The 25605-nt window shown below is 40.2% G+C and carries 20 protein-coding genes; 14 read left to right on the forward strand and 6 right to left on the reverse strand.

All coding sequences use genetic code 11. The features are described from left to right. Nucleotides 1-5: 5 nt before the first annotated feature. The 7 genes from murD to ftsZ all read left to right on the forward strand — a co-directional run bounded on the left by murD (nt 6) and on the right by ftsZ (nt 9171). The gene (gene murD, locus C8P64_RS12140) at nt 6-1343 is read left to right on the forward strand and encodes a UDP-N-acetylmuramoyl-L-alanine--D-glutamate ligase (RefSeq protein WP_108172354.1); all 1338 of its coding nucleotides are present in this window, start codon (nt 6-8) and stop codon (nt 1341-1343) included. A gap of 89 nt (nt 1344-1432) precedes the next feature. Beyond that, nucleotides 1433-2641 (forward strand): FtsW/RodA/SpoVE family cell cycle protein, encoded by a 1209-nt coding sequence (locus C8P64_RS12145; protein ID WP_108172355.1) that lies wholly within the window; start codon nt 1433-1435, stop codon nt 2639-2641. Beyond that, nucleotides 2638-3735 (forward strand): undecaprenyldiphospho-muramoylpentapeptide beta-N-acetylglucosaminyltransferase, encoded by a 1098-nt coding sequence (murG, locus tag C8P64_RS12150; protein ID WP_108172356.1) that lies wholly within the window; start codon nt 2638-2640, stop codon nt 3733-3735. The genes C8P64_RS12145 and murG overlap by 4 nt, the downstream gene beginning before the upstream one ends. A gap of 4 nt (nt 3736-3739) precedes the next feature. Further along, complete coding sequence (gene murC, locus C8P64_RS12155) at nt 3740-5095, forward strand: UDP-N-acetylmuramate--L-alanine ligase (RefSeq protein ID WP_108172357.1); 1356 nt, start codon at nt 3740-3742, stop codon at nt 5093-5095. Continuing rightward, nucleotides 5085-5801 (forward strand): cell division protein FtsQ/DivIB, encoded by a 717-nt coding sequence (locus tag C8P64_RS12160; protein ID WP_108172358.1) that lies wholly within the window; start codon nt 5085-5087, stop codon nt 5799-5801. Before murC ends, C8P64_RS12160 begins: the two co-directional genes overlap by 11 nt. A gap of 3 nt (nt 5802-5804) precedes the next feature. Then, nucleotides 5805-7157 carry a cell division protein FtsA gene (ftsA, locus tag C8P64_RS12165; RefSeq protein WP_108172359.1) on the forward strand — a complete coding sequence of 451 codons (1353 nt, stop codon included), beginning with the start codon at nt 5805-5807 and terminating at the stop codon, nt 7155-7157. Nucleotides 7158-7185: 28 nt separating this feature from the next. Further along, entirely contained in the window at nt 7186-9171 is a 1986-nt protein-coding gene (ftsZ, locus tag C8P64_RS12170; protein ID WP_108172360.1) for a cell division protein FtsZ, read from the forward strand. A gap of 70 nt (nt 9172-9241) precedes the next feature. Here the strand turns inward: ftsZ and C8P64_RS12175 are convergent, their stop codons facing one another. The 3 genes from C8P64_RS12175 to C8P64_RS12185 form a co-directional block, all read right to left on the reverse strand. Continuing rightward, the gene (locus C8P64_RS12175; RefSeq protein WP_108172361.1) at nt 9242-9445 is read right to left on the reverse strand and encodes a hypothetical protein; all 204 of its coding nucleotides are present in this window, start codon (nt 9443-9445) and stop codon (nt 9242-9244) included. A 119-nt stretch (nt 9446-9564) separates the two neighbouring features. After that, a complete protein-coding gene (locus C8P64_RS12180) occupies nt 9565-10122 on the reverse strand; it encodes a hypothetical protein (RefSeq protein ID WP_108172362.1) in 558 nt (185 codons plus the stop codon). A 17-nt stretch (nt 10123-10139) separates the two neighbouring features. Continuing rightward, nucleotides 10140-11660 carry a helicase HerA-like domain-containing protein gene (locus tag C8P64_RS12185; RefSeq protein ID WP_108172363.1) on the reverse strand — a complete coding sequence of 507 codons (1521 nt, stop codon included), beginning with the start codon at nt 11658-11660 and terminating at the stop codon, nt 10140-10142. A gap of 146 nt (nt 11661-11806) precedes the next feature. Between C8P64_RS12185 and C8P64_RS12190 the strand changes: the two genes are divergently transcribed. Continuing rightward, on the forward strand, nt 11807-12943 hold the full coding sequence (locus tag C8P64_RS12190; RefSeq protein WP_108172364.1) for a serine hydrolase: 1137 nt from the start codon (nt 11807-11809) through the stop codon (nt 12941-12943). A 71-nt stretch (nt 12944-13014) separates the two neighbouring features. On the opposite strand, the gene C8P64_RS12195 is transcribed toward C8P64_RS12190, so the two are convergent. Together C8P64_RS12195 and C8P64_RS12200 are read right to left on the reverse strand one after the other, a co-directional pair. Continuing rightward, the gene (locus C8P64_RS12195; protein WP_108172365.1) at nt 13015-14070 is read right to left on the reverse strand and encodes a S66 peptidase family protein; all 1056 of its coding nucleotides are present in this window, start codon (nt 14068-14070) and stop codon (nt 13015-13017) included. Nucleotides 14071-14085: 15 nt separating this feature from the next. Continuing rightward, nucleotides 14086-15378, reverse strand: coding sequence for a D-alanyl-D-alanine carboxypeptidase/D-alanyl-D-alanine-endopeptidase (locus C8P64_RS12200; RefSeq protein WP_245889700.1), 1293 nt, complete (start codon nt 15376-15378; stop codon nt 14086-14088). 212 nt (nt 15379-15590) lie between these two features. Between C8P64_RS12200 and C8P64_RS12205 the strand changes: the two genes are divergently transcribed. From C8P64_RS12205 to C8P64_RS12225, 5 genes are all read left to right on the forward strand, one after another. After that, nucleotides 15591-18677 carry a SusC/RagA family TonB-linked outer membrane protein gene (locus C8P64_RS12205; RefSeq protein WP_108172367.1) on the forward strand — a complete coding sequence of 1029 codons (3087 nt, stop codon included), beginning with the start codon at nt 15591-15593 and terminating at the stop codon, nt 18675-18677. 18 nt (nt 18678-18695) lie between these two features. After that, complete coding sequence (locus tag C8P64_RS12210; RefSeq protein WP_108172368.1) at nt 18696-20108, forward strand: SusD/RagB family nutrient-binding outer membrane lipoprotein; 1413 nt, start codon at nt 18696-18698, stop codon at nt 20106-20108. Between the two features lie 60 nt (nt 20109-20168). After that, nucleotides 20169-20834 carry a peptidoglycan recognition protein family protein gene (locus C8P64_RS12215; protein WP_108172369.1) on the forward strand — a complete coding sequence of 222 codons (666 nt, stop codon included), beginning with the start codon at nt 20169-20171 and terminating at the stop codon, nt 20832-20834. Between the two features lie 5 nt (nt 20835-20839). Next, nucleotides 20840-22303, forward strand: coding sequence for a M14 family metallopeptidase (locus tag C8P64_RS12220; RefSeq protein ID WP_108172370.1), 1464 nt, complete (start codon nt 20840-20842; stop codon nt 22301-22303). Between the two features lie 67 nt (nt 22304-22370). Next, complete coding sequence (locus tag C8P64_RS12225; protein ID WP_108172371.1) at nt 22371-23003, forward strand: 7-carboxy-7-deazaguanine synthase QueE; 633 nt, start codon at nt 22371-22373, stop codon at nt 23001-23003. 45 nt (nt 23004-23048) lie between these two features. Here the strand turns inward: C8P64_RS12225 and C8P64_RS12230 are convergent, their stop codons facing one another. After that, nucleotides 23049-23627, reverse strand: coding sequence for a DUF2911 domain-containing protein (locus C8P64_RS12230; RefSeq protein WP_108172372.1), 579 nt, complete (start codon nt 23625-23627; stop codon nt 23049-23051). 257 nt (nt 23628-23884) lie between these two features. Between C8P64_RS12230 and asnB the strand changes: the two genes are divergently transcribed. Next, a complete protein-coding gene (gene asnB, locus C8P64_RS12235) occupies nt 23885-25495 on the forward strand; it encodes an asparagine synthase B (RefSeq protein WP_108172373.1) in 1611 nt (536 codons plus the stop codon). The last annotated feature ends 110 nt before the right edge of the window (nt 25496-25605 follow it).

Consider the following 25605-nt stretch of genomic DNA (forward strand, 5'->3'; position numbering starts at 1 on the left):
AAATTGTGAGTAAGAAGATAGCGATACTGGGCGGTGGAGAAAGCGGGATTGGAACTGCAATTCTCGCGAAGAAAAACGGGTATGAGATCTTCCTTTCAGATAAAGGAAAGATCAAGGATAAATACAAGGAAGTTCTTAAACATATTGAGATCGAGTGGGAAGATGAAAAGCATACCGAGTCGAAGATCTTTGATGCAGATGTGGTGATGAAAAGTCCTGGTATTCCTGATACTGCACCAATGATAGTGCAGTTGAGAGAAAAAGGAATTCCGGTAATTTCTGAGATCGAGTTCGCCTCGTGGTTTTCTGAAGTTCCTGTGATTGGAATTACCGGTAGTAATGGTAAAACAACGGTGACCAGCCTTGTGCAGCATTTGCTGAAAGAAGGAGGGGTAGATTCCGGAATGGGAGGCAATATTGGGAATAGTTATGCCAAGCTGGTGGCTGAAGAAACCCATGAATGGCACGTGCTGGAGATAAGCAGTTTTCAGCTGGATGGAATCGCAGATTTCAGACCGCATATAGCGATCCTTACGAATATCACTCCGGATCACCTGGATAGGTATGATTATAAACTGGAGAAATATATCGCTTCGAAATTCAGGATTGCGATGAATCAAAACGAAGATGATTATTTCATCTACGATGCAGACGATAAAAATATTACGGACTGGCTTGAAAAGAATCCGGTGAGATCTCAAAAACTGCCATTTTCAATAGAGAAGAAAATTGAAAACGGCGCATTTATAGAAAATGAAAATATTGTTGTAACAATTAATAACACCAAGTTTACTATGCCAACATCAGAACTTGCCCTTCAAGGCAAACATAATGCTAAGAATGCCATGGCTGCGGCCACGGTATCGCAACTGCTCCGTATTAGAAAGCAAACGATAAGAGAGAGTATGTCGAATTTCCAGGGAGTGGAACACCGCCTTGAAAAAGTGCTGAAGATTAATAATGTGCTCTACATTAATGATTCCAAGGCTACCAATGTAAATGCTACTTATTATGCGTTAGAAAGCATGGAGTCTGAAACTGTATGGATCGTTGGTGGTGTGGATAAAGGGAATGTTTATGATGACCTTCTTCCATTGGTAAACGAAAAGGTAAAAGCAATTATCTGCCTTGGGGTAGATAACCAAAAGATCAAAGCTTCTTTTGGGAATATCGTGGAAACAATGGTAGAAACCACTTCCATGAGCGAAGCGGTACAGATGGCTTATAAACTTGCTGAAAAAGGTGATAATGTATTGCTTTCCCCGGCATGTGCTAGTTTCGACTTGTTCGAAAATTATGAGGACAGGGGAAGACAATTTAAAGAAGCAGTTAGGAATTTATAGAATTCTGAGACCGTCAAGCTGAACTTGTTTCAGCTTCTTTAAGAAGAGATCCTGAAACAAGTTCAGGATGACGAAAAAGAAATAAAAGAATGAGCAACGTTTTTGCAAATCTTAAAGGAGACAAGGTGATCTGGGCGGTAGCCGGACTGTTGGCGATATTTTCATTTTTGCCGGTTTACAGTGCCAGTAGTAACCTTGCTTATCTTCATGGCGATGGAAGTACTTCCGGGTATCTGGTTGTGCACTTTTTTCATTTGCTGCTAGGATTCTGCGTGTTGTTCGCGGTTCATAAAATACCCTACCATTATTTTCGGGGTATTTCGATATTACTGCTGCCGGTGGTAATTCTATTACTTCTGTTTACCATCGCACAGGGAACTACCATAGATGGGGCTTACGCCAGTAGATGGATACAGATCCCGGTACTAAATGTATCATTTCAATCCTCCACTTTTGCAGCGGTGGTTCTTATGGTTTATGTGGCCAGATACCTGTCTAAAGTGACCGAAAGAACAGTGACATTTAAAGAGACAATTCTTCCGCTTTGGCTGCCTGTTTTCGCGGTATTAGTATTAATTTTGCCGGCCAATTTCTCCACAACAGCGATCATTTTTTGTATGACACTGGTGTTGATGTTCTTAGGTGGATATCCAATAAAATATCTGGGTGCTATTGTAGGTGCAGGGATCATTATGCTGAGCATTTTCGTCCTTACCGCCAAGGCTTTTCCTGGTCTTTTACCAAACAGGGTAGATACCTGGACCAGCAGGATAGAAACATTTTTTGATGACGAAGAAGGAGCTGAGCAATACCAGGTTGAAAAAGCCAAGATCGCGATCGCTCAGGGTGGTATCACCGGAACCGGAATAGGCAAAAGTGTTCAGAGAAATTTTTTACCCCAATCCTCTTCAGATTTTATCTATGCGATCATAGTTGAAGAAATGGGATTAATAGGAGCTTTTGGAGTGATGCTTGCATATTTACTATTGCTTTTCAGGATAGTGATCGTGGCTACCAAAGCCAATACCGTCTTCGGGAAACTTGTAGTGATGGGTGTAGGATTGCCGGTGGTTTTCCAGGCGCTTATCAATATGGGGGTTGCTGTTGAATTGTTTCCGGTAACTGGTCAAACTCTTCCCCTTGTTAGTAGTGGAGGAACATCCATCTGGATGACCTGTATTGCGCTGGGAATTATTTTGAGTGTAAGCGCCAAAAGAGAAGAATTAAAGGAATTTGAAAATAAAGAATTTGAGGGCGAGGAAGAAAATCCTCTGGACATCTTAAGCGAAGCAATATGAAAGAAAGTTTACGCGTCATATTATCCGGTGGAGGAACAGGAGGACATATCTATCCTGCCATTGCTATTGCCGATGAAATAAAGAGAAGGCATCCAGATGCTGAAATTCTTTTTGTTGGAGCAAAAGATCGCATGGAGATGGAAAAGGTTCCGCAGGCTGGATATGAGATCGAAGGTCTCTGGATAAGTGGCGTGGATAGATCTTTTAGTCTTAAGAATTTCATTTTCCCTTTCAAATTAATGAGCAGCCTTTCCAGGTCCAGAAAGATCATTAAAAGATTCAAGCCTGATATTGTGATCGGGACGGGTGGATTTGCCAGCGGACCATTGCTAAGGGTTGCGATTTCTAAAGGAATTCCAACCTTGATACAGGAGCAGAATTCCCTGCCGGGGATCACCAATCGTATTCTGGCTAAGTATGCAGATACGATCTGCGCGGCTTATGAAAAAGTAAAAGAGGTTTTCCCTGCTGGAAAAACTATCATTACCGGGAACCCGGTAAGACAGGATCTTTTGGAGGTAAATAAACTAAGAGAAGAAGCTTTAAGTCATTTTAATCTTTCAAAGGATAAGAAAACTGTTCTGGTTCTGGGCGGAAGTCTTGGTGCTAGAAGGATCAATAAACTTATAGAGAACGATCTTAAGAAGTTTAAAGATGAAGATGTTCAGCTCATCTGGCAGATAGGTAAACTATACTACGATGAGTATAAAAAATACGATTCGGTTAATGTAAGAGCCAAAGAATTCATCAATAGAATGGATTATGCTTATGCAGCGGCCGATGTGATCATTTCAAGAGCAGGAGCGGGAAGTGTTTCTGAACTTTGTATCGTTGGGAAGCCGGTATTATTTATCCCGTCACCTAATGTAGCTGAAAACCACCAGGCCAAAAACGCCATGGCGGTTACAGATCATGATGCTGCTTTGATGATCACTGAAGATGAATTGACTGAAAGGTTTGAGCCATGTTTTTTCAGCCTTTTACAGGATGAGAGAAGGATGAACCGTTTTGCTCAGAATATTAAAAAACTGGCTTTGCCAAATGCGACTTCAGATATTGTGGATGAAGTTGAAAAGCTGATAAAAAATAAATAAAGAAGTGAAGGATCTTAACCACATAAAACATTTTTATTTCATCGGAATCGGTGGGATTGGAATGAGTGCGCTTGCCAGGTATTTCAAGGCGAAGGGCAAATTTGTGGCTGGGTATGACCGCACTTCAACCGAGTTGACCAGAACGCTGGAAAAAGAAGGTATCGAGGTCAATTATCAGGATGATCTTGAAGTAATTCCTGAAACTATACTTCAAAACAGAGAAGATACACTTGTAGTATACACTCCGGCGGTACCAAAAGAGCTGAAGCAGTTTCTTCATCTCAAAGAAAATTTTGAGATCGTGAAAAGAGCACAGCTGCTGGGTATGGTAACTCGTGAAAAATATTGTCTTGCCGTTGCCGGTACCCACGGTAAAACAACTACCACGGCAATTCTTGGGCATTTGCTTAAAGAAACCGGCGCAAAGGTCACAGCTTTCCTTGGAGGAATTAGTGAGGATATTCAGTCTAATTTGATCATGCAAGGAGATGATGTCGTTGTGGTCGAGGCCGATGAATTTGACCGCTCCTTCCTTAATTTATCTCCGAACCTAGCAGCGATAACCTCTATGGATGCCGATCATTTGGATATTTATGGAGATAAATCTGAACTGGAAAAATCCTTCAGAGAATTTGCGGCAAAAGTACCACAGGATGGAAAATTATTCATCAAAAGTGGATTGCCTCTGGATGGATTCGAGATTGGCATAAATGATGAGAGTGATTATACAGCACAAGATATTAGAATTGAAGATGGGAGTTATGTTTTCAACCTGAAAACCCCTTCAGAAATTATAAAGGATTTAAAATTTAATCTACCCGGCAATCATAATTTGCTGAATGCTATAACAGCCCTGGCGATGGCGATCGAGTACGGCTCCCCAACCGACGATCTGGCCAGGGCTTTATATACTTTCAGAGGTGTTAAGCGTAGATTTAGTTATAAAATAAAAACGGACAACCTGGTTTTGATAGATGACTATGCGCATCATCCTACAGAGATCTCTGCAGTACACCAGGCCGTTCGTGAAATGTACCCCAACAAAAAAGTTTTAGCGGTTTTTCAGCCCCACCTGTTTAGCCGTACCCGTGACTTCGCTGAAGATTTTGCCTCAAGCCTTTCAGACTTTGATAAGGTGTTCCTGCTGGATATATATCCGGCCCGGGAATTACCCATTGAAGGTATATCTTCAGCCTGGTTGCTGGATAAAATTTCCAATCCGGAAAAATCTCTCGTTACAAAATCTGAATTACAGGAGAAGATCAAGGCAGAAAATGCTGAGGTCGTGGTAATGATAGGTGCTGGAGACATTGGAGAAGAAGTAGAAAAAGTAAAAAAAGCATTGTTACATGAAGCGTAGTTTAGGTTACATAAAAGCTTTCGTTTTAGTGGCAATCGTTTGCTTATTGTATGGTTTTGCCGAAAAACGACATAAGTCGCGACAAATCAGTGAGGTAGATGTGAAATTTACAGATACCGAAAATCTCTATGTGACTGAGGAAGTGGTTAATAAATTGTTAATACAAAATGAAACCTCTGTCTCGAGTATAGATAAAGAAACTTTAGATTTGAATAGGGTCGAAGCCCTTTTAAATAAGCATCAAATGATTGAAAATGCGGAAGTTTACCTAACTCTTGATGGTAAATTGAAAGCGCAAGTAAGTCAAAGAAAGCCTATAGGAAGAGTAGTTGGGAATTCTTCTTTCTACCTGGACCGCAATGGGGAGCTAATGCCGCTTAGCCAGTTTTACACAGCGAGAGTACCGCTGATGTTTGGTTTTGATGGAGCTAATGTTACGAAGGCTTACCCAATTGTAAATCACATAAAGAACGATGAATTCTTAACAAGACATATTACCGGCATCAACCGGCTAAAAGGAGATAAATATACACTTGAGTTAAGAGAACTGGATTTTGAACTTTATTTTGGAGACTCGAGTAACGTGGCTTTAAAATTCAACAATTTCAAGGCCTTTTATAAGAAAGCACAGAAAGAAAATAAATTAGATACCTACAAAAAAGTGAACTTACAATTTGGTGATCAGGTTGTGTGCACGAAAAAATAGTTTATGGAACAAAACGATATTGCAGTAGGATTAGATATTGGAACAACAAAGATTGTGGCTATGATTGGCCGCAAGAATGAGTACGGCAAGGTGGAGATCGTTGGGATTGGAAAATCCAAATCTCTTGGTGTACACAGAGGGGTGGTGAACAATATCACCCAGACCATCCAGTCTATCCAGCAGGCAATACAGGAAGCGGAAGCCGATAGTGGTTTAAAGATTAGTGAAGTGGTGGTTGGAATTGCGGGGCAGCATATTAGAAGCTTGCAGCATAGCGATTATATAACCCGTCAGAATCCAGATGAAGTGATAGATGCAGATGATATTCATACGCTTTGCAACCAGGTTCACAAGTTGGTGATGTTGCCGGGAGAAGAGATCATACATGTGCTACCTCAGGAATTTAAAGTAGACGGTCAGGCTGAAATTAAGGAGCCTATCGGGATGTACGGTGGGAGACTGGAAGCTAATTTCCATGTAGTTGTTGGTCAGGTTTCTTCTATCAGGAATATTGGAAGATGTGTGAAAAGTGCCGGACTTGAACTTTCTGCAGTGACCCTGGAGCCTTTAGCTTCAGCAAATGCTGTTTTAAGTCAGGAAGAAAAGGAGGCCGGAGTAGCGCTTATCGATATAGGTGGTGGTACCACCGACCTTGCAATTTTCAAGGATGGAATTATTCGCCATACGGCGGTGATCCCTTTTGGAGGTAATGTGATTACTGAAGACATCAAGGAAGGTTGCTCGATCATTGAAAAGCAGGCTGAATTGCTGAAAATTAAATTCGGTTCTGCATGGCCGGGGGAAAACAAGGATAATGAGATCGTGTCTATTCCGGGATTAAGAGGAAGAGAGCCGAAGGAAATCACCCTTAAAAACCTTTCCAAGATCATTCATGCCAGAGTGGTAGAGATCATCGAGCAGGTTTACCTGGAGATCAAGAACTATGGTCATGATGAGCAGAAGAAAAAATTGATCGCCGGTCTGGTATTAACCGGTGGTGGTGCACAATTAAAGCACATTAAGCAACTGGCAGAATATATCACGGGAATGGATACCAGGATTGGTTATCCTAATGAGCATTTAGCCGGTACTAACGATTCGGAAACTACCAGCCCGGTTTACGCAACCGCTGTTGGTTTGGTGATGAACAGCCTGGAAAAAGGGAATAGCCGTTTTCAGGAAGAAGCTGTTCTTTCAGACAATAGTCCTGTAGAAGATTCCGAAGAAAATGAAGACGGAGATCAGTTTCATGACGAAGCAGATCAAGAGGAACAAACCTCGAAAAAAGTTGCCCGCAAAAGCATTTTTGATAAGTGGGCAGAAAAATTCAAAGATTTTTTAGATAACGCAGAGTAATAAAGATACAACCAGTAAAACAGAGTTTATGAGCAGTACAGAATTTGGAGACATCTCATTCGATTTACCTAAGAATCAATCGAACGTCATCAAAGTGATAGGAGTAGGCGGTGGAGGAAGCAATGCCATCAACCACATGTTCCAGTTGGGAATTAAAGGGGTTGATTTCGTTGTTTGTAACACAGATTCCCAGGCACTTGAGAACAGTCCGGTTCCTAATAAGATTCAGTTAGGTGTGACCCTTACCGAAGGACTTGGAGCAGGAGCTAATCCAGAAGTTGGAGAAAAAGCAGCAGTAGAGAGTTTTGAGGAAATCAAACAAATGCTGGACACCAATACCAAGATGGTATTTATTACTGCCGGTATGGGTGGTGGTACCGGTACTGGAGCTGCGCCAATTATTGCCAAGCAGGCCAAGGAACTTGGAATTCTAACCGTTGGTATCGTGACCATTCCTTTCCAGTTTGAGGGAAGAAACAGGAACGATCAGGCACAGTTGGGAGTGGAAAGGCTTAGAAGCCATGTAGACTCGCTAATTGTGATCAACAACAATAAACTTCGTGAAGTTTATGGAAATCTAGGTTTTAAAGCTGGTTTCTCTAAGGCAGATGAAGTACTGGCAACTGCTTCCAGAGGTATTGCTGAAGTAATTACGCATCACTACACACAGAATATTGACTTGCGGGATGCAAAGACCGTATTAAGCAATTCTGGTACTGCGATCATGGGGTCCGCTCAGGCCTCAGGAGCCAGCAGGGCAACAGATGCTATTATGAAAGCTCTTGACTCTCCGTTATTAAATGATAATAAGATCACCGGTGCCAAAAATGTTTTACTGCTAATTGTATCTGGAAACGAGGAGATCACTATAGACGAAATTGGAGAGATCAACGATCATATTCAGGCAGAAGCCGGTCACAGCGCAAACATCATTATGGGTGTGGGTGAAGACGAGGCCCTGGAAGATTCTATCGCTGTAACTATCATCGCTACTGGTTTCGATGTGGAGCAGCAGAATGAGATCACCAATACCGAAACAAAGAAGATCATCCATACTCTGGAAGATGAACAGAAAGCAGAGCAGGATCTTACTACTAAAAAGACTGGTTCGGTTTCTCAGGTCACCAATTCACCGGTAATGAATCCTTCAGAAAACTTATTGCAATTTGAAGAGCCGGCGAAAGAGGAAAAGATTGTTCATACTCTAGACGAAAATGAAGAAGAGGTTGATGAAGTAGGAAATATCCAAAAAAAAGTAGATGACGTTCTTAAGACGCCAGATTTCGCCAGGAAACTTGATGTGATCTATGAGGAAGTAGATCCTGAAGACTTCATCATTAACGACACGAGCGAAGAAGTAAGAAACATGGAGGTGAATGAGCCTGAAGAAGTTCAGCCTGAAACCAAAGAACAGTTCATGTTCACTTTTGATATGCCAATGAACCAGGAAGAGGAGAAAAAGACTTCTCCTAAATCTGAAGAGATCACCAGGCATAGTCTTGAGGAAGAAGAGGAAGACACTAGAAATATAAAGGTTAATGAAGCTATAGAGATCGTTCCGGTAACCGAAAGTTCAGCTCAGGGTATCAAGAGATACAGCCTGGATGACTATATGGAAATGGAAGAAAAGCTTGAAAGGTCTAAGGCTCCGAAAAAAGAAGAGCCTAAGGATGAGAGCATAGCTTTTGAAAAAAGAACCGTTGCTCCAGCTCCACAGAAGGAGAATACGGGAGATGATCATGATCCTTTTGATAATCCTATTTCTTCTGAGGTTGTAAGACAAAGAACCGCAGAGAGAAAGGCTAAAATGAAAGAATTCAACTATAAGTTCAGAACTGGTTCTGCGCAGATAGACGAGATAGAAAAACAACCTGCATACAAAAGAGCAGGAATAGAGCTTGATAATTCAAAACCTGGAGAAGGGAAACTTTCCCGTACCAGTATAGATCAGGACGAGAATAATGATCTTCACTTCAGGAAAAACAATTCTTTTCTACATGATAATGTTGATTAATTTTCAACCTAGCCACAAAAAAAAGGGATGCAATTTGCATCCCTTTTTTATTTTCTAAACCGAGAGAAAATTAGTTCTGGCTTTGTGCCTGTACTTCATCTGTATCTCTTCTATACTTCAACATTGAAATTCCTGCTACAAAAAATACGAAGCCAAGGATAGTGAGAGCCCAGGGGCTAAGCATTAATGCTACACTACCAAAAATTCCTAATACTCCCATTACAAGTGCGATCGCACCTCCAACGGTCATAATCATTGCTAAGACTTTAATCATAAGATAAATTATTGGTTATGATTTAAAATTAGCTAAACAATTGAGACCGTGATTTATATTAACAAAATTTAAATTTACTTTTAGGGAGTTTAACTTGATTTCGCTGATTTTGCCGTGATTTAATTCCAGTAGATCATAAAATATTTAATCTTGGCGTCGTCAGGAATCTGTGATGCCATGATCTTACTGTCTGTATCATACCTAAGATTCGTAGGTAGCTGATCTTTATCTATGGTGATATAAGCATTGATCTCGTCTATAAAGACCACCGCAGAATTAATGGTGTTCTCTATCCTTGAAATATTATAATTTTTAACGATGTCCTTGAATGTGCTTTTTACGGTTAGGCCGTTTTTAGTTTCATATCTTGGATCCAGAATCCTTATATAGCCTATGGTGCTGGTAGAATCGAATTCCTGTAGTGGCTCCAAACTCAATAAGGCTTCCCCATCCTGGCTATAGATCTTTATTTCATCTGTAGACCTGAATTCCTGTGGTCCGCTGGTTTGCCGAACGATACTGTCATTTTTAAAAATAGAATCTAATTGATTGATCTGGATCTCTTTTTTCAATGGACCTACCTGGGTAGATGAAATAAGATATGGATTTTCTTCATCGCTTGTACAGGATGAGATACTTGCACATAGACCAATAATTAATAAAGCTTTTTTGTACATATTAGATTGAGTAGTTATTATTTTAAAAATTTATTCAGAATGCCTAGAACTCCGCGAATAAAGGTTGCGCTGGTAAGCACTTTTATAACCGCACCTTCGGTGCTGCTGGTTCGACGCCGGGAGCTTGTATTTGTTACTTCTTTTCTTTCTTTTTTCGCCTTTTCCTGAGCTTCAGTTTTTTCGGCGATCTCGATTTTTTTATTCAGTATTTCGTAAGCGCTTTCCCGGTCTATTTCTTCATTATATTTTGATACTAGCTGGGACTCCTTGATAAGTTGTTTCAGTTCAGTCTCTGTAAGTACATCCATTCGGCTCATAGGGGCTCTGAGCATAGTAGCCACAAGAGGTGAGGGCCTTCCTTTTTCGTCCAATGCAGATACCAAAGCTTCACCTATACCTAACGCAGTAAGCATATTTTTGGTATCATAAAATTCAGAAATAGGATAATTTTCAGCAGCAAGTTTTATCGCTTTCCGGTCTTTTGCGGTAAAAGCCCTTAACGCATGCTGAATTTTAAGTCCTAATTGTCCCAGAACTTCTTCAGGTACATCTGCCGGATTTTGGGTAACAAAATAGATTCCCACTCCTTTAGAACGTATTAATTTAACGATGCTTTCTATCTGGTCGAGTAAAGCATCTGACGCTTCTTCAAAAATTAGATGAGCTTCGTCTATGAACATTACCAGCTCTGGCTTATCCATGTCCCCTTTTTCGGGAAAGGTGGTATAGATCTCTGCTAAAAGACTCAGCATGAAGGTGGAGAACAGTTTAGGCCGGTCCTGTATATCGGTTAACCTAAGGATGTTTACATATCCTTTCCCTTCTGTATTTTTGCGGAGTAAATCATTTACATCGAAAGATCTTTCTCCAAAAAACAGGTCTGCACCCTGTTGTTCCAGCGCAACGATCTTCCTCAGAATAGCGCCGGTGGAGGCTTTGGAAATTCTTCCGTAGTTTTCTTCAAATTCTTCCTCGCCCTCTTCGGTAGAATACTGAATGATCTTTTTAAGGTCTTTCAGATCTAAAAGAGGTAATTGGTTGTCATCACAATACTTGAAAATGATCGCCAGGATTCCTGTTTGAGTTGAGGTAAGATCAAGGATCCTCGACAGTAATACCGGTCCGAATTCGCTTACCGTTGCTCTTAGCCTGATACCTTCCTGGTCTGAAAGGGTCAGGATCTCTGCCGGTGATTTTTTAGGATCGAATGGGAAATCAAGTTTAGCGTGCCTTTCATTTATGAAATCTGCTCCTTCAGATGGCTGGGCGATACCACTTAGGTCACCTTTTACATCCATCAGCAAAACAGGTACACCTTTTTCAGATAGATTTTCAGCAATGATCTGCAGGGTTTTGGATTTTCCAGTTCCGGTAGCCCCGGCGATCAAACCATGACGATTCATCGTTTTTAAGGGAATCTTTACAGAGGCTTCAGAATGGACGTTTCCATCCAGAATTCCAGCGCCTAAATAGATGAAATCACCTTTGGTGGTATATCCTTTCTGGATCTCTTCAACAAATTGTACCGCTTTGTCCATTGATGCTAAGTTATTATAAAAATGATAATTCAAAAGAAGAAAACAGTCTCTGTCTCCTCAAAAATGAAAATTGTTTAAATTTAAATATAGGCTTACTTTTATAAATAACCATTTAAACTTTTTTAGAACTAACCAACGATCCCTATATGCGTAAAATTCTATTTCTCCTCGTTCTGTTTTTTTCGATCTCTAGCTGCAGCCTTCAAAATAATGTGCTGAAACAGGTTTCAAATTCTAAACAAACCAAACTTTCAGAGGTTTTTAAAAACCCAGGTAAATATGAGGTTCAGATCATTTATTCCAGGATCATTAAAAAGGATGGGAAGATCGATTTCAAAGATTTTAAATATAGGGTAGAGCCCGAAGCCTATTTCTATCCTGCCAGTACGGTAAAACTTCCGGTGGCGGTATTAAGCCTGGAAAAGATAAATGAACTTAATAAAGAGGGCATCAAAATAGACAAAAATACACCTTACCATTTAGAGAACGATTCTATCGAACATACCATTGCTAATGATATTGATGCAATTTTTGCGGTTAGCGATAATGGTGCCTATAACCGTCTATTCGAATTCCTGGGGCAGGATTATATCAATTCAAAACTCAGGGCTAAGGGTATTGCACCGGTAAGGATTTCTCATCGTTTTTCTGGTGAAGGCTCCGGAGCTATCGTGACAAGGCAAATGATCTTTGATACTGAAAATGGAAATTATGAAATGCCGGTTACCAATAATAAAACGGCAGATTCTTTAAAGATCCAGAATGTAATTAAAGGTGTGGGGTATATGAAAGATGGCGAAAAGGTGCCGGAGCCTTTTAGTTTTGAACTTAAGAATTACTTCCCTATCGAAACTCAGCATAACCTGATGAAGAGGTTGTATTTTCCAGAAACTTTTGAAGAAAGTAATACGTTTCAGCTAACTGATAAGGATAAGGAATTCCTGAAGGAAGCCATGTCCAGATTACCGCGGGAGCTGGACTATGATGAAACTGAATATTACGACAGCTACGGTAAATTCTTTATATATGGGGATTCAAAAGAGAGAATTCCTTCTAATATTAAGATTTATAATAAGGTGGGCTATGCCTACGGAACCCTGACCGAAACGGCTTATATAAAAGATGTTGAAAATGATGTTGAATTCCTTCTTTCCGCGACTCTGCTGGTAAACGAGAACGGAGTTTTTAATGATAACGATTATGAATATGACGAGATCGGTATTCCCTTTATGGCTGAATTGGGACGTGAGATCTATAAGAAAGAATTAGCAAGGAAAAAGTAGTAGTGGAGTGGTATTATTCAGGATCCAGGTTTTGTAGATCATTAGCAAAACCTGAATCCTGATTTTAAAATTTATTTTACCGCCGGATTTAGTAGCTGGATAGTTCCATTTTTTGCATCCATTTCAGCTTCTATCCCATTCGGGATAGTAACGTTATCGTCGATATGCCCTATCATGGCGCCGGAGTAAGCCGGAATATTCAGGGGCTTGATAAAATGATCTATAACTTCCTCCATGGTTAATGAGCCGTAACCGCTGCCTCCCGGGTCACAATCTGTACATTTTCCAAATACAAAACCGCTGATCTCGTTAAAGACACCGGCCAGGTATAACTGGGTCATCATTCTATCTACCGCATATATCTTTTCTCCCACATCTTCCAGGTATAGGATCTTGCCCTTCCAGTTTGTTGGGAAATATTCAGAACCCATGATCCCGGTGAGTACAGAAAGGTTTCCGCCAAGAAGCTGACCTCTGGCTGTTCCTTCATTTATAACCCTGATCCTGTTTTTGGTTTGTACCAGTTCGTCTCCTTTATTTACTGGATTTTCATATTTGATGGCTTCTTTATTGAAAAGGAGTCGTTTTAAATAATCTGCGCTAAATGAATTCCACGTAGATACCGCAACTGGGCCATGGAAGGTGATCAGCCCGGTCTTTTCGAATATTGCCATATGCAATGCCGTTATATCACTGTAGCCTATAAAGATCTTCGGGTTTTTCCTGATTGCCTCATAGTCCAGCTTGTCCAGGATCCTGGCGGCGCCGGAACCTCCTCTTAAAGCAATTACAGCTTTTATGGAATCATCACGGAACATATCGTTGAATTCTTCAGCTCTTTCTTCATCGGTACCCGCGAGATGTCCGTAACGGTTTCTTGTGTTTTTCCCGAATTTCACCTTTAAGCCCATTGCCTCAAAAGACTCCTTGGCGATCTCGTAAGGTTCAGATTCGAAAATGGCGCTGGCCGGGCTTACGATACCTATAGTATCTCCCTCCTGTAGAGCTTCAGGAATTATATTGGCTGCGTTTGTTATATAATTTCCCTGAGTACTAATAGAGGTTGGATCCAGTGGGAGTAAAAGTCCGCCTATACCTATATTTCTTATAAATTTTCGTCTTTGCATTATCGTAGGTCTGGTTTAATAATTATCTCTGATCCTTTCCAGAATTCTGGTCATTCCTTGTTTTAATTCTGAAGTTGGGACCGTATAATTGCTGTTCATGAAGCTAAAAATAAGAATTCTGCCGCTTTTGGTGACCAGGAATCCGCTTAAGCTGTGGTTATTTCTAAGAGTTCCTGTCTTGGCATAGATATAAGGAGTTTCAGCCTTGTAGTAATTCTTTAGAGTCCCAGATTCTCCTCCAACAGCGAGTATTTTAAATAGTTTTTCAACCGGTATTTCGTTTTCGATCTTTTCAATGAGCTTAACCATAGACCGTGGAGTGAAAAGATTATACCTCGAAAGGCCAGAACCATCATACCACATAGGTTCGTCTAACAGGTCTTTCAGGTGGTTTTCTTTCATATGATCTATGGCGATGCTGGTTTTTAGAGAGTCTGAAACCTTATCTGCAGCCATTAAAAGAATCTGTTCTGCAATGAAATTATCGCTCACCTGCATCATGCGTTTGTAAATACTGTCTGCAGGAACACTATATAAGGTATTGTCAAAATCCAGTTTTTTAATATCTCCGGAATAGATTTTCACGGTATCCTGAATAGTGTCAGAAATTATTTCAGTAATAAGCTCATTCGAGAAATGAAAGGGAATGTATTGCGTGAAGTCCTCAGTTCTTTCGAATTCCTGGAATTCCATTTTATTTGAACTAATGTCTCTTTGGGTATACTTATTCGCAGGATCTGTTGGTTTCACGGCGCTAATGGAATCTTTAAACCTTTGAGGTTTTACTGCTGAAGGTTTAGAACTTCCTTTATCAAATTTCACTTCGATCAAATTGCCATAAATGGGAAAATCGATCTTTTCTGCGGAATAATAAGAATCATAATCATCCCAGGCCCATCCTGGTCCCAGTCGCTTTTCCTTATAAACCGGTGGGGCGTAGAATAACTCTTTTTCGCTTTGCTTAAAAAAACTTAGAACCTTGGATTCCGGAAGATCGGGGTTCAGAAATGAAGGATCCCCGGTTCCTTTAAAGATCAAGCTGTCTCCCTTTATAGTGTACTTAATCCCGGGGATAGAATCACCCAGGATTTTCAATCCGGTATATAAGGTGAATAACTTGGTATTAGAAGCTGGCGTAAAATATTTATCGGCATTGTGGGTGTAAAGCATTTCGTCTGAAACAGGATCGTAAAGAGCAAAACCTGCAAATCCTTTTTTGAATTCGGCCGACTCAAAAAAATCTGATTCGATCTTCTTATTCGTTCTTTTTATGGCGGAACAGGACGTAATTATTAGTGAAGCAAGCACTAAGATTAAAGCCTGGTTAACAATTGTGGAACTAATTTTCAGCTTTTTGCGTTTTTTTAAATGCTCAGGGATCATGTTAAAAAGATAGGTTATAGTTATATAATGTTCAAAGATGGTTGATAATTGTTAAATATTTTAATAAGATAATGAACTTTTATAAAAATAGATGTTTTATATTTAAACTTCATTCACAATTAATTAACAAATAAGGTATGAAATTAAAAACTACGTTAATAGCCATTTTGGCTGTTTTTCAATTTGCATCCTTGTTCGCACAGGAATCATCTGTGAGTGGTTTAGTAACCGGGTCTGAATCTGGTGAACCACTATTTGGAGTAAATGTGTTGATCAAGGGTACTAATCGAGGTACAACTACCGATTTTGAAGGTAACTATCAAATAGATGTAGCTCCAGGCGAGGTTCTGGTGTTTTCATCTGTTGGGTATGAGAAGCAGGAGGTTTCATTTACGGGGCAATCAACTATCGATGTGAGCCTGGTGGAGGATCTGGAAAGTCTGGATGAGGTTGTAGTGACTTCATTCGGTATCGAACAGGAAAAGAAATCCCTGGGATATGCGGTGCAGGAGATAGGTTCTGAAGAGATCACCAAAACTAAACAGCAAAACCTGGTAAGTGCTTTACAGGGGCAGGCAGCTGGGGTTCAGGTGACCAATTCGGGTGGTGCTCCCGGGATGAGTGCCAGGATCATTATTAGAGGGGTTAACTCTTTAGATCCTAATGCAGACAACCAACCATTATTTGTGATAGATGGGGTGCCTATAGATAACTCTACAATAGAGTCTGCCGGTACGCCTCGTGGACTTTCCAATAGGGCTGCCGATATTAACCCTAATGATATTGAGTCCCTTAACATTCTTAAAGGTGCTGCGGCAACTGCGTTATATGGTGTTAGAGCAGCGAATGGAGCGGTGATCATCACCACTAAAAAAGGAAAAGCCGGAAGAGTTAGAATTAATTTGAACAGCTCGGTAGGTTTTGATGAGATCAATCAATTTCCTGAATTCCAGGAAACTTATGGACAGGGATTTTCTGGTAATTATGACCCAGAATCATTCTGGCCTAACTGGGGACCTTCCATGGAAGAGATCAACCAGATAGATCCTGATGTTAGATTCTACGACATTTGGTCTGATGCCATGAGAAAAGGTACTCAGTTCGATAATAACGTAAGTATTTCCGGAGGTAGCGAGAATGCTACTTTTTACGGTTCGATCGGGAAACTTGATCAGGAAGGGGTGATCCCTTTTAGCGACTGGTCCAGAACTTCAGCTAAATTAAGTGGAGAAGTAAAGTTCAGTGAGAAATTTAAGTTTTCAGGAAATATCAATTATAGTGTATCTGGTGGTAATCGTGTTCCTCACGATCGTTTTATGGAGCGTTTGGTTTACTGGGCGCCTAACCACGATGTAGAGGATTATATCAATCCAGACGGAACCATGAAAACCTATGGCAATACCAACCCTATCTATGATGCTCGCTTTAGTACTTTCGAGGATGAGGTGAATAGAACCGTAGGAAATTTAAGATTTACTTATAGCCCTGCAGAGTGGTTGGACCTTACCTATTTAATAGGTACAGATTATTACAGTGATAAAAGGACAGAGGTCACTCCCGGCCCAATGGGAATAGATGGAGAAAATCCGCTAAGTTCTACTGGATTTATTCGTGAGACCAGGATCAACAGCCGTGACATCAACTCCAACTTTTTTGTTACTCTTAAAAAGGACTGGACAGAAAAATTTAATACTACCCTTCGTGTAGGTAATGACATTTTTGAAAGAGACTATGAAAGACTGGATGCTACAGGTGAGAATTTTGTAATTCCTGAATTTTATGATCTAAGTTATGCCAGCCAGATCTCAACTTCACAGGATAAGAGAAAAAGAAGACTTGTGGGGGTTTATGGAGACCTTATGATGAGTTATGATGAAACTCTATTCCTGAATGTAACCGCAAGAAATGACTGGACCTCTACTTTACCAATAGGTAATAATTCCTTTTTCTATCCTTCAGTGAACCTGGGATATGTATTTACTGAAAGCTTTGAACAGGGAGACTGGTTTACTTTCGGTAAGCTTAGAGGTTCATGGGCACAGGTAGGTAAGGATACAGATCCATATCTAATTGGGCAAACCTATTCTTCACCTTCAATTTATCCTTTAGGAGGACAGGTAGGGTTTACGAGATTCAGCCAGTTTGGAGATCTTGGGTTAAAACCTGAAAAAACCACTGCGATAGAATTTGGTACAGACCTTAGGTTTTTTGAGAACAGGTTAGGTTTAGATGTTACCTGGTATAAATCGAATAGTAAAGATCAGATCATTCCAGTTCCGGTAAGTGAGAGTGCAGGTTTCTCAACTTTTGTAACTAATGCGGGAGAAATTGAAAACACTGGATGGGAATTCATTTTAAGAGGAACACCAATTAAAAGCGAGAACTTTAGATGGGATGTTTCCTTTAATGCTTCTTACAACCAGAATGAGGTTAAAAGTATTAGAGAAGGAATAGAAGAGATCGTAGTAGGAAGTCAGTTTGGTTATGGAGGTTCTTCGGTAACCATCAAATTACTGGAAGGTGAACCATACGGTAATATTTTTGGAACCAGCTATTCAAGGTTTGGAGCAGATGAAAATAGCATCTACCTAAATGAAGGTTTACCTATAATAATAGGAGAGAATGGATTCCCATCTAGAAACAGTACTCAATTGGTGTTGGGGAATACCACTCCCAAATGGATTGGCGGTTTAAAGAACGATTTTAGTTTTAAAGGTTTCGATTTTTCTTTCCTTGTAGATTTCAGAGCGGGAGTAGACCAGTACAATCAATATGACAACTTCTTCTCTGCTTTTGGTATCGCAAAATATACTTTAAACAGAAACGAAACTATTGTGTTTGATGGTGTAAATGCAGACGGATCTCCAAATACTCAGCAAGTTTGGCTAGGACAGGGAGAAGGACCAGATGGAAGAAACTATGGAGCAGGATTCTATAGAAATACTTACCGTACTGTAAGTGAGAATTTTGTGCAGGATGCAGCTTTCATCAAGCTAAGAAACATAACCCTTGGATATAATTTCCAGGATAATGTATTGAAAGTATTGCCTTTTGAGTCGGCAAGGATTTCTGTAGCTGCAAATAATATTATTCTTTATACTCCCTGGGATGGATTCGATCCTGAATCTTTTAGCTCGGGAGCAGGAGGAAATGCAACTGGTTTAACAGGACTGGGTTACCCGGGTGTTCGAAGCTATTTCTTTACCCTTAACCTTGGACTTTAAAATTTAAAAATTTTGGATATGAAATTTAAGATCAAAAAATACAAATACGTGATCCTCGCAGTTGCTTTCAGCTTTATATCCTGCGACGATTATCTCGATATTAATGACAATCCCAATAACCCTACCGAGGCACCACTGGCTGGGTTAATGGTGAATTCAACTTACGAATCCTCACAGAATACCTTCAGGATGGGGGATATCGCAACTAATTACGTTCAGTACCTGGCATCTCCCAATGCGGCGAGTTCTTCAGATATCATGGAGCCGGTTAGTTATAGCGGAACCTGGGGAGCGCTTTATAATGTGATGACAGATATTAATGATATGATCCTTCAGGCTCAGGCAGAAGAGGCAAATCATTATGAAGGTGTGGGACAGATTCTTATGGCTTACAATCTTGGAATGGCGGTAGATGCCTGGGGACAGGTTCCTTACAGCGAAGCCTTCAATTTTGTGACGGTTACACCTTCTTATGATGACGATGCCCAGTTATATGAAGAAGTTTTGGGGCTTCTGGATGCTGGTATTGCAAACCTTTCCGCAGAAACCAACGCTTCTATAGGTGATGATGATTTTATCTATGGTGGTAATGCCGAGAACTGGATAAAATTCGCTTATATGTTGAAGGCGAGATATCTTAATCATTACAGTGAAACCAGTAGTTATGATCCAACCGCCGTACTTGCTGCTGTAGGTAATGGTTTTGACGGTAACGAAGACGATGCACAACTGGAATATTTCGCAGAACAGTTCAATCCATGGGCAGATGTGGCTATAGATAACGCCAATCTTTTCCTTGGTGGATGGATCTCTGAACAATTTATCCAGGCATTAGACGGTACCACTTTTGGAGTGGAAGATCCAAGATTACCTTTGATGGTTGGAGCTACAGATGATGGAGAATATATAGGAACCGTAAATGGAGCTGGTAGAGGAGATGCACCCGAGCAGGGCGCGAGATCTGTTTTGGAAGAAGGTGATTTTTATACTACCCGCCAGGGACCATTATTATTGGGAACCTATGCAGAGCAGAAATTTATTGAGGCTGAAGCGGCATTTGGTATCGATAAAGCGAGATCTTACCAGGCATATCTGGACGGAATTAGAGCTCATATGAATAAAATAGGAGTTGAGTCGTCTGAGATTGAAGAGTATATCAGTTCTCCTGAAGTTAGCATGGGCGTAGATAGTTTTACCATCGATGATATCTTCAAAGAAAAGTGGGTGGCTATGTTCCTGAACCCTGAAGCATGGGTAGACGCACGCCGTTATGATTATAACTATGAAGATTTCGATCTTCCGGAGAATTTGAACCCGGATCTTAACGGAATGTTCATTAGAAGACTGGCTTATCCAGATTCTGAAATAAGTAGAAATGGAAGTAATGTTCCAGATGTTACTTTACTGGATGCAATCTTCTGGGATGAATAGGAAATAATTAAATTTAAGGCCCCGCTATGTCGGGGCTTTTTTTGTTTTAAAGCTCCATATATGAAGAATATTAAGATTTTGATTTTTGCCGCAATTTTGGGTTTAAGTCTTTTATCATGTAAAAGTTCCAGGATCGTAGACCGGCCTATAGACTTTGAGCAGGACCGCATCGATCTTACTTTGGAATACATGAATGAGCGCTATGGTTTAGATAGGGATAGTCCCGCGATAAAACCTAAGATGATTGTTCTGCACTGGACGGCGATCCCAACACTCGAAGGTTCTTTTAATGCCTTTAAAAGATCACAATTGCCACAATCCCGGGAGGCTATCTCAGGCGCCAGTCAACTGAATGTTTCTTCTCATTTTTTAGTAGACAGGGATGGAACGATTTATCGGTTGATGCCGGAAACTACTATGGCCAGGCACGTGATCGGTCTAAACCATGTCGCGATCGGCGTGGAAAATGTTGGGGGAACTAATGACACTCCCTTAACCGATGCTCAGCTAAAAGCCAATATCTGGCTGGTAAATTATTTAAGTGATAAATATGATATCGAATATTTGATTGGTCATTACGAATACACCAATTTTGAAGGTCATGAGTTATGGTTGGAAAAGGATGCCGGTTACAGGACTGAAAAAACCGATCCCGGAACAGAATTCATGAAAAAGGTTAGAGAAGCAACAAAGAACAGGAACTTTAAGGAAGTTCCCTCAAAATAAAAATTATGAAAAAAGTTTTATGGCTGGTCGCAGGACTTTTAATGACGGCCGGAAGTTCTGCTCAAAAGGACGCATTTGCAGAAAAGTTATTTGAAAACTATTCCGATTTTAAGGAAGAGTCTATCACTAAAAGAAGAATAAAACATGAAAATGTGCTTGCGCTGCTGGAAGATCTGGAGTCTGATAAAGATCTGCAGATCCAGAAGGTAGGCGAGTCGATCGAAAGACGCAGTCTTCATCTTATTAGTTTAGGTAGTGGTGATACAGATGTATTTCTATGGTCACAAATGCATGGCGATGAATCTACTGCAACCATGGCAATTTTTGATATTCTCAATTTTTTCAATTCAGATGAATTTCAATCAGAAAAGGAGGAGATATTGAAGAATTTACGCATTCATTTTCTGCCCATGCTTAATCCAGATGGAGCTGAAAAATTCACCCGTCGCAACGCTCTTGGTATAGATGTGAACCGTGATGCCTTAAGATTACAATCTCCTGAAGCCAAAACTTTAAAAAGAATCAGGGATAGCCTCGATGCCGATTTTGGTTTCAATCTTCACGACCAGAGTAAATATTATAATGCTGAAAGAACCGAAAAACCAGCAACGATCTCATTTTTAGCACCGGCCTATAATTATGAAAAGGAAATAAATGAGGTTCGGGGAAATGCGATGAAGGTGATCGTGAAAATGAACGAGGTTCTACAGCAATTTGCTCCAGGCCAGGTAGGACGTTATAATGATGATTTCGAACCAAGAGCCTTTGGTGATAATATCCAGAGGTGGGGCACCAGCACTATTCTTATTGAATCTGGAGGTTATCCAGAAGATCCGGAAAAACAGGAGATTCGAAAACTCAATTTTGTAAGTATTCTATCCGCTTTAAAAGCTATCGCGTCTGAAAGTTATAAGGCCGAAGACATTTCAGCATATGAGAATATCCCTAATAACGACAGGATGTTGTTCGATCTTAAATTGAAGGGATTGACCTATGAATTAAACGGAAAACCCTACGTTCTTGATTTAGGCGTTAATCGCTCTGAAAATGATCTCGAAGGGAATTCAGAATTTTATTATTCCGGAAGAATAGTAGATCAGGGGGATCTTTCCACCAGTTATGGTTATAAGCAGATTGATGCCAGTGGCATGAGCCTGGAATACGGGAAGATTTATGCCAATAAGATCAATTCTGAAAATGAGCTTCAGCAGCTTGATGCAGGTAAATTATTACAGCAAGGATATGCATATGTAAAAGTAGAGGCTTCCATGTTAGATAATAAGTATTCCAATTTTCCTTTGAACCTTGTTTCCGAAGATTTTGAAGTGAATAAAGGTTTACAACCAGGAAAGGATGCTAATTTCTTTCTATATGAAAATGGAGAGGTAGAATATGCTGTTATTAATGGATTCCTGGTAGATCCCAATAAAGCAGAGAGCCAGATAAGGAACACGCTTATTTATAAATAGGGAGGTAGATTTTATTCAGATTGGCTTAAGTATTCCAGATGATATAGTTTGCTTATCTTTGCACGCTATGATTTCAGAAGAGACAAAAGAGTTGGTAGATAGAGGAATTATGCTTCCGTTAATGGAAGAATTCTATACCATACAGGGTGAAGGATATCACAAGGGAACCGCGGCCTATTTTATAAGGATCGGTGGTTGTGATGTGGGTTGTCACTGGTGCGATGTAAAGGAAAGCTGGGATGCTGAGGTGCACCCACCTACACATGTTGGCCAGATCGTTGAAAATGCTACGAAGTATAGTAAAACTATAGTGATCACGGGAGGTGAGCCGCTTACCTGGGATATGACCGAATTGACCGGAAATTTGAAAAATAAAGGCTGCGATATTCATATTGAAACTTCAGGCGCTTATGATCTAACCGGAACCTGGGACTGGATCTGTCTATCTCCTAAAAAGATCAAGCTTCCAAAACCGGAAATTTATCCACTGGCAAATGAACTAAAAGTGATCGTTTTTAATAAGCACGATCTTAAGTTTGCTGAAGAGCAGGCGGCTTTAGTTAGTGATAATTGCATCTTATACCTTCAACCTGAGTGGAGTAATCGCGAAAAGATGATCCCTTTAATTGTAGATTATGTAATGAAAAATCCAAAATGGAAGGTTTCATTGCAAACACATAAATATCTCAATATTCCATAAAAAAAACGCCCTTTAAGGGCGTTTTTCATTTGTACGTTGGTTCAGTTACTTTACAGTTTCAAAAGGAACTTTGATATAACTATCATCCCAGCCGATCAAAAGATCTGCACCGTTATTAGATTCCTGGAATGCCATTGATAGAGACTCAATGGTATTTGGAGCTTGTCTCACGGGTACATTGATTCTTACTTTATCTTCTTTAGAAGAATATTCATAAGCTCCCCAGGTGTTGGTCTTATTATTTAAAATTACCGTCCATTCTTTTTCATCTGGAATAGTATACAAAGTGTAAGTTCCCGCTTTAACTACGGCATCTGCAATTTTCATATCCTCGTAAAAGGTAATTTCCGTCGCCTCGTTAGCTCCGGTTCTCCACACTTCCCCGTAAGGGATAAGTTTTCCAAAGATCTCACGATTTCTTTTCTGAGGTCTGCTGTAGATCACTCTGGCAACGGCTTTATCGTTCTGGTCTTTGTACATCGCCAGGTCCATAGGACTGGCATCCATTTTTGAAAATTTCAATTCTTCCTTGGAGAAATTTACCTTGTCTTCGTCCTGTGCATTCACCGGGTTGGAAATAAACAAACAAAGGATTCCAATTCCTCCTATTATAAGCTTTTTCATGACTTTCGTAATTAGTTTTAGTTTGCATTAAAGATAACGGTTGACTTCTGTAGCATTTGTTAAAAAAGAACAAAGTTGCTGTTAAAATTTATACAGATTTACGAATGAAAGAATTTTGTAGATTATTCCTGTATTTCATTTCATTCGGTATTTATTATTCTTAAAAAACTTTATGAAATTAAGTCAAGTAGCTTTTTATGTTTTATAAAGAGAAGTATAACTACATATTTGTATTGTAATTAAAAACAATATAAGTCATGTGTGGAATTTTAGCAGTTATCGGAAAAGACATTGAAGCGGCAAAAATAAGCAGCCTTTCTAAGAGAATGTCTCACAGAGGTCCCGATGAAAGCGGATTAAAAATTACTGAAAAAGGACACGTGCTTTCGCACGAGCGTCTTTCAATCGTAGATCTTACTACGGGAATTCAGCCAATCCAGGGAACTGGTTCGGCCTGGATGATCCATAACGGGGAGATCTATAACCACATGGCTCTTAGAAATAATGAACTAAAGGATCACTCTTTCAGAACCACTGGAGATTCAGAGGTCATCGTGCACCTTTACGAGAAGTACGGTTATGATTTTGTGGATATGCTGGATGGGGTCTTTTCATTTGTAATTATAGATGGAGATGATTTTATCGTGGGAAGAGATCCAATTGGGGTTAAGCCACTTTACTTTGGTACAGATGAATCCGGTGCCATGTGGTTTGCTAGCGAAATGAAAGCTCTTGTGGATACTTGTGTGGAATTCTCAGCATTTCCTCCGGGACACTATTATACACCTCAAACAGGCTTCGTGAGATACTATACGCCAGATTGGTTTGAGTCTGAAAAGGCGGTTCAGCCGGCAGATCTTACCAAATTGAGGGAAAGCCTTATCGAGGCGACCAGAAAAAGATTGATGGCAGATGTGCCTTTAGGAGTTCTTTTGAGTGGAGGTTTGGATTCTTCCCTTACTTCTTCTATTGCAGCGCGCTTAATGAAAGATTCAGGTCAAAAACTGCATTCTTTCTCAATAGGCCTTGATTCTGAAGCTCCAGATCTTATTGCTGCTAGAAAAGTAGCCGAGTTCCTGGGAACAGAGCATCATGAGATCCATTTTACAGTTGAAGAAGGGATCGAAATATTAAGCAAATTGGTTTGGCATCTGGAAACCTATGATGTTACTTCAATAAGAGCAAGTACACCGATGTATTTCCTTTCTAAAGCGATTGCTGAAAAAGGGATCAAGGTGGTACTTTCTGGAGAAGGATCAGATGAGATCTTTGGAGGATATCTATATTTCAAGAACGCTCCTTCTGCCGAAGAATTTCAGAAAGAAACCATTAGAAGGGTTCAGAGACTGGCCACGGCAGATTGTTTAAGAGCAGATAAGTCTACGATGGCTCATGGCTTGGAGGCCAGAGTTCCATTCCTGGATAAAGCATTTTTAAAGACCGCCATGGAAATGGTGCCTGAAGAAAAAATGCCGGTAACTTATGATGGTGTAGAAAAATATGTGCTTAGAAAAGCATTTGATACTCCGGAGGAACCATTTTTGCCAGAAGAAGTCCTATGGCGTCAAAAAGAGCAATTTAGCGACGGGGTAGGATACAACTGGATAGATCAGCTTATTGACTATGCTTCAAAGCAGGTAAGTGACGTGCAAATGGAGACTGCAGCCTTGAAATACCCGGTGAATACTCCGGCGACCAAAGAGGCTTATTTTTACAGAGAATTGTTCAGTAAACATTTCCCACAGGATTCTGCAGCAAAAACTGTAAAAAGATGGATCCCGAAATGGCAAAAAGATCTTGATCCAAGTGGAAGAGCAAACGAAACTCACGTTGCTCCAGGCTTAAAAAAAGAGCTTCAGAAAGCTTAATTTTTGTAGGAATCTAAATATTAAACCCGAAGTGTTCCGGAGATCCGGAATGCTTCGGGTTTTTCCACATAATTTGTTGATAACTTAAGGTGTTATAAGGCTGGTTCAAC

The sequence above is a fragment of the Christiangramia gaetbulicola genome (assembly GCF_003054225.1).
Classification (GTDB): domain Bacteria; phylum Bacteroidota; class Bacteroidia; order Flavobacteriales; family Flavobacteriaceae; genus Christiangramia; species Christiangramia gaetbulicola.

What these genes read in the sequence shown, in the direction of transcription:
- C8P64_RS12145 (WP_108172355.1), top strand. Translation starts at nt 1,433, where the DNA reads ATGAGCAACGTTTTTGCAAATCTTAAAGGAGACAAGGTGATCTGGGCG.
- murG (WP_108172356.1), top strand. Translation starts at nt 2,638, where the DNA reads ATGAAAGAAAGTTTACGCGTCATATTATCCGGTGGAGGAACAGGAGGA.
- C8P64_RS12160 (WP_108172358.1), top strand. Translation starts at nt 5,085, where the DNA reads ATGAAGCGTAGTTTAGGTTACATAAAAGCTTTCGTTTTAGTGGCAATC.
- ftsA (WP_108172359.1), top strand. Translation starts at nt 5,805, where the DNA reads ATGGAACAAAACGATATTGCAGTAGGATTAGATATTGGAACAACAAAG.
- ftsZ (WP_108172360.1), top strand. Translation starts at nt 7,186, where the DNA reads ATGAGCAGTACAGAATTTGGAGACATCTCATTCGATTTACCTAAGAAT.
- C8P64_RS12175 (WP_108172361.1), bottom strand. Translation starts at nt 9,445, where the DNA reads ATGATTAAAGTCTTAGCAATGATTATGACCGTTGGAGGTGCGATCGCA.
- C8P64_RS12180 (WP_108172362.1), bottom strand. Translation starts at nt 10,122, where the DNA reads ATGTACAAAAAAGCTTTATTAATTATTGGTCTATGTGCAAGTATCTCA.
- C8P64_RS12185 (WP_108172363.1), bottom strand. Translation starts at nt 11,660, where the DNA reads ATGGACAAAGCGGTACAATTTGTTGAAGAGATCCAGAAAGGATATACC.
- C8P64_RS12190 (WP_108172364.1), top strand. Translation starts at nt 11,807, where the DNA reads ATGCGTAAAATTCTATTTCTCCTCGTTCTGTTTTTTTCGATCTCTAGC.
- C8P64_RS12195 (WP_108172365.1), bottom strand. Translation starts at nt 14,070, where the DNA reads ATGCAAAGACGAAAATTTATAAGAAATATAGGTATAGGCGGACTTTTA.
- C8P64_RS12205 (WP_108172367.1), top strand. Translation starts at nt 15,591, where the DNA reads ATGAAATTAAAAACTACGTTAATAGCCATTTTGGCTGTTTTTCAATTT.
- C8P64_RS12210 (WP_108172368.1), top strand. Translation starts at nt 18,696, where the DNA reads ATGAAATTTAAGATCAAAAAATACAAATACGTGATCCTCGCAGTTGCT.
- C8P64_RS12215 (WP_108172369.1), top strand. Translation starts at nt 20,169, where the DNA reads ATGAAGAATATTAAGATTTTGATTTTTGCCGCAATTTTGGGTTTAAGT.
- C8P64_RS12220 (WP_108172370.1), top strand. Translation starts at nt 20,840, where the DNA reads ATGAAAAAAGTTTTATGGCTGGTCGCAGGACTTTTAATGACGGCCGGA.
- C8P64_RS12225 (WP_108172371.1), top strand. Translation starts at nt 22,371, where the DNA reads ATGATTTCAGAAGAGACAAAAGAGTTGGTAGATAGAGGAATTATGCTT.
- C8P64_RS12230 (WP_108172372.1), bottom strand. Translation starts at nt 23,627, where the DNA reads ATGAAAAAGCTTATAATAGGAGGAATTGGAATCCTTTGTTTGTTTATT.
- asnB (WP_108172373.1), top strand. Translation starts at nt 23,885, where the DNA reads ATGTGTGGAATTTTAGCAGTTATCGGAAAAGACATTGAAGCGGCAAAA.